Origin of the sequence: Streptomyces sp. NPDC006332, from assembly GCF_040612855.1 — a bacterium.
Classification (GTDB): Bacteria; Actinomycetota; Actinomycetes; order Streptomycetales; family Streptomycetaceae; genus Streptomyces.
Genome location: NZ_JBEXRA010000126.1, coordinates 1 through 4,608, shown reverse-complemented (window position 1 = coordinate 4,608; position 4,608 = coordinate 1). Strand labels below are relative to the sequence as shown.

4 protein-coding genes are annotated in these 4,608 nt (G+C 69.6%); 2 read left to right on the top strand and 2 right to left on the bottom strand.

Features of this window, described 5'->3' with window-relative positions:
- Positions 1-1,297: DUF349 domain-containing protein (locus ABZ027_RS43025; protein ID WP_356778551.1), on the bottom strand; the 1,297-nt coding region annotated here is incomplete at its 3' end.
- A 135-nt stretch (positions 1,298-1,432) separates the two neighbouring features.
- A complete protein-coding gene (locus ABZ027_RS43020; RefSeq protein ID WP_356778549.1) occupies positions 1,433-2,260 on the bottom strand; it encodes a peptidylprolyl isomerase in 828 nt (275 codons plus the stop codon).
- Positions 2,261-2,438: 178 nt separating this feature from the next.
- Between ABZ027_RS43020 and ABZ027_RS43015 the strand changes: the two genes are divergently transcribed.
- Both ABZ027_RS43015 and hisS read left to right on the top strand, forming a co-directional pair.
- Positions 2,439-3,155, top strand: coding sequence for an MBL fold metallo-hydrolase (locus tag ABZ027_RS43015; protein WP_356778547.1), 717 nt, complete (start codon positions 2,439-2,441; stop codon positions 3,153-3,155).
- A 13-nt stretch (positions 3,156-3,168) separates the two neighbouring features.
- Positions 3,169-4,431 carry a histidine--tRNA ligase gene (hisS, locus tag ABZ027_RS43010; RefSeq protein WP_356778545.1) on the top strand — a complete coding sequence of 421 codons (1,263 nt, stop codon included), beginning with the start codon at positions 3,169-3,171 and terminating at the stop codon, positions 4,429-4,431.
- Positions 4,432-4,608 lie beyond the last annotated feature (177 nt).

Sequence of the window (4,608 nt, the reverse complement as noted above, 5' to 3'; positions counted from 1 at the left end):
GGAGTCCGTCGGAGGCGGCGATCACCGGGAGGGTACGGTCCAGGGCGGCGGCGCAGTGCGTGAAGGCGGCGATGTCCGAGTCGTGCAGGCCCTTCAGCGCCTGGTCCAGAAGAGCCTGGCGGCCCTCCAGCTCACGCTGGAGCTTGTCGGCCCTGGCGTTGTTGCCCTGGGCGCGCGCCTGCTCGATCTGGCCCGTCAGCTTGTCCACGGCCGCCTGGAGCTGGCCCGTCAGACCCTCGGCACGTGCGCGTGCCTCCGGGTTCGTCCGGCGCCACTCCGTCTCCTCGGCCTCCTGGATGGCCCGCTCGACGGCGTGCATCCGGCCCTCGACCTTCGGCCGGGCGTCCCGCGGCACATGGCCGATGGCCTCCCAGCGCTCGTTGATCGAGCGGAACGTGGCCCGGGCGGCCTTCAGCTCCCCGATCGGCAGGAGCTTCTCGGCCTCCTCGGCGAGCTCCTCCTTCAGTTTCAGGTTCTCCGACTGCTCGGCGTCCCGCTCCGCGAAGACCGAGCTGCGGGCGGCGAAGAAGACGTCCTGGGCACCACGGAAGCGGTTCCACAGGTCGTCCTCGTGCTCGCGCTGGGCGCGGCCGGCCGCCTTCCACTCGGACATCAGGTCGCGGTAGCGGGCGGCCGTGGGGCCCCAGTCCGTCGAGCCGGACAGCGACTCGGCCTCCGCGACCAGGCGTTCCTTGGTCTTGCGGGCCTCCTCGCGCTGCGCGTCCAGCGACGCGAAGTGGGCCTTGCGGCGCTTGGAGAACGCCGAGCGGGCGTGCGAGAAGCGGTGCCACAGTTCGTCGTCCGACTTGCGGTCCAGGCGCGGCAGCCCCTTCCAGGTGTCCACCAGGGAACGCAGCCGCTCACCCGCCGCCCGCCACTGGTCGGACTGCGCGAGCTCCTCGGCCTCGGCGACCAGCGCCTCCTTGGAGTGCCGGGCCTCGTCCGACTGTTTCGCGCGCTGCTGCTTGCGCTCCTCGCGACGCTTCTCGACCGTTTCCACCAGCTTGTCCAGCCGGACCCGCAGGGCGCCCAGGTCGCCGACCGCGTGATGCGCGTCGACCTGCTCACGGATGTGATCGATGGCGGCCTGCGCGTCCTTCGCCGACAGGTCGGTGGTCTTCACTCGCTTTTCGAGGAGGCCGATCTCGACAACCAGGCCTTCGTACTTGCGCTCGAAGTAGGCCAGTGCTTCCTCGGGGGAGCCTGCCTGCCAGGAACCGACGACCTGCTCGCCGTCGGCCGTACGCACGTACACGGTCCCCGTCTCGTCGACGCGGCCCCACGGGTCGCTGCTCACAGCGCCTCCTCCACATGATGCCTGCGGAGGGCCTCAGCACCCCCGGGCATCGTCCACAGTTTCGTCACGGCCAACATAGGCGACCGGCGGGTTGCCTGTCCGCATCCCGCGCGACCGAAATTTCGCAGCTGAAGGTCAGGATTTGGTGACGGTTGCCTTGTTGATCACGACCGTCGCGTTGGGTGCCGTGTTCTGCGTCGTGGGGTCCGCGGGCTGCGCTCCCGCGGCGGCGATCTTCTTGAGGACCTTCATGCCGGACGCGGACACGGTACCGAACGGTGTGTAGCTCGGCGGGAGCTGGCTGTCCTGGTAGACGAGGAAGAACTGGCTGCCGCCGGAGTGCGGCTGCCCGGTGTTCGCCATCGCGACCGTGCCCGCCGGGTAGATGTTGTTCTTGAGGCTTTTGTCCTTCAGGTTCTCGTCCGGGATCGTGTAACCGGGACCGCCGCTGCCGGTGCCCGTCGGGTCGCCGCACTGCAGCACGTAGATGTCCTGGGTGGTCAGCCGGTGGCACTTGGTGTGGTCGAAGAAGCCCTTGCCCGCGAGGAAGGCGAACGAGTTCACGGTGTGCGGCGCCGCCGACGTCTTCAGCTCGAGGTCTATCTCGCCGCACGTCGTCGCGAGCTTCATCGTGTACGGGGCCGACTTGTCGATGGTGACCGCCGGCTCCTTCTTCCAGGTCGCCTTCTTCACCTTGCCGGCCGCGGGCTTCTCACACGGGTCCGGCGCCTTGCTGGTCGGCGCGGCGCTCGGCGTGGTGTCGGAGCTCGCGCTCGCCTTGTCGTCCTCCTTGAGGACCCCGGACGTGTACAGGGCCAGGCTGCCCACCAGGACCACGCCGAGCACCGACGCGATCACCGAGTTGCGCATGCGCGCCTTGCGCCGGGCGGCCGTGCGCCGCTGCTGCTGCCGCAAGAACTTCTCCCGGGCGAGCTGACGCTTCCGCTGTTCCTGGGTGACCACCGGGTTCTCTCCTCATGCGTCCGTACGTCGACTGGGGCGCGTGCGTCGTGTGAGCCGACTGCCTGCGTGTGCCCCGTACCGTATATGGGTTCGCTGAGGAATCGGCAGCGCCGGTAGGCTCTGACCACAGGCGTAACCGTCCTGATGCCCACCCGAATCGACACAACGAAGGACGATCGTGCTCATTGCCGGGTTCCCCGCCGGGGCCTGGGGGACGAACTGTTATCTCGTCGCCCCCGCCGCCGGTGAGGAGTGCGTGATCATCGACCCCGGCCACCAGGCCGCCCAAGGCGTCGAGGAAACGCTGAAGAAGCATCGGCTCAAGCCCGTCGCCGTCGTCCTCACTCACGGCCACATCGACCATGTGGCCTCGGTCGTCCCGGTGTGCGGCGCGCACGACGTGCCGGCCTGGATCCACCCCGAGGACCGGTTCATGATGAGCGACCCCGAGAAGGCGCTCGGGCGTTCCATCGGGATGCCGCTGATGGGCGAGCTGACCGTGGGCGAGCCGGACGACGTTCACGAGCTCACCGACGGCGCGCGGCTGGAGCTGGCGGGTCTGGAGCTGTCCGTCGCGCACGCGCCGGGCCATACCAAGGGGTCGGTGACCTTCGAGCTGCCCGAGGCGGCGGACATCCCGCCGGTCTTCTTCTCGGGCGACCTGCTCTTCGCCGGCTCCATCGGACGCACCGACCTGCCCGGCGGTGACATGGCCGAGATGATCGACTCGCTGGCCCGCGTGTGCCTGCCGCTCGACGACTCGACCGTGGTGCTGTCCGGCCACGGCCCCCAGACGACCATCGGTCAGGAGCGCGCCACCAACCCGTATCTGCGGCAAGCGGCCGCAGGCCGAGACCACGGCGCGGATGTGGACGCTCCCCGACGAGGAATGTGACGAGAGACCTTCCGTGAGCACCTTCAAGGCCCCCAAGGGCACCTACGACCTGATTCCGCCGGACTCCGCGACGTACCTGGCCGTCCGCGAGGCCATCGCCGCGCCGCTGCGCAACTCCGGCTACGGCTACATCGAGACGCCGGGCTTCGAGAACGTGGAGCTCTTCGCCCGCGGCGTCGGTGAGTCGACCGACATCGTCACGAAGGAGATGTACGCCTTCGAGACCAAGGGCGGCGACCGGCTCGCCCTGCGCCCCGAGGGCACCGCGTCCGTGCTGCGCGCCGCGCTGGAAGCCAACCTGCACAAGGCGGGCAACCTCCCGGTCAAGCTCTGGTACTCCGGCTCGTACTACCGCTACGAGCGCCCCCAGAAGGGCCGTTACCGCCACTTCTCCCAGGTGGGCGCCGAGGCGATCGGCGCCGAGGACCCGGCGCTGGACGCCGAGCTGATCATCCTGGCCGACCAGGCGTACCGCTCGCTGGGCCTCAGGAACTTCCGCATCCTGCTGAACTCCCTGGGCGACAAGGAGTGCCGGCCGGTGTACCGGGAGGCGCTGCAGACCTTCCTGCGCGGCCTGGACCTGGACGAGGACACGCTGCGCCGCGCGGACATCAACCCGCTGCGGGTACTGGACGACAAGCGCCCCGACGTCCAGAAGCAGCTGACCGACGCCCCGCTGCTGCGTGACTACCTCTGCGACGCCTGCAAGGCGTACCACGAGGAGGTCCGTGAGCTGATCACGGCGGCGGGCGTCGTCTTCGAGGACGACCCGAAGCTGGTGCGCGGCCTGGACTACTACACCCGTACGACGTTCGAGTTCGTCCACGACGGTCTGGGCTCCCAGTCGGCGGTGGGCGGGGGCGGCCGGTACGACGGTCTGTCCGAGATGATCGGCGGTCCCGCGCTGCCGTCCGTCGGCTGGGCGCTGGGCGTCGACCGTACGGTCCTCGCCCTGGAGGCGGAGGGCGTCGAGCTCGAACTCCCCTCCACGACCAGCGTGTTCGCGGTCCCGCTGGGTGAGGAGGCCCGCCGGGTGCTGTTCGCGAAGGTCACCGAATTGCGCAAGGTGGGCGTCGCGGCGGACTTCTCCTACGGCGCCAAGGGTCTCAAGGGCGCGATGAAGAACGCCAACCGCAGCGGGGCCCGCTACACGGTCGTCGCCGGCGAGCGCGACCTCGCCGAGGGCGTCGTCCAGCTCAAGGACATGGAGTCCGGCGAGCAGACGGCGATCGGCGTGAACGAGATCGTGGCGGAACTGGAGTCGAGGCTGGGCTGACGGGGGCGGGATGCGCGGGGGTTTTTTCTCGCCCCCGCCGCCCCTACCCGTCCCATCCTTCTGGGGCTCCGCCCCAGACCCCGCTCCTCAAACGCCGGAGGGGAGGACGGTGCCAACGCGGCGGTGGAGCGGACCGGGCGAGGTGTGGTCACGTTGGTGCCCCTGACGACCAACACC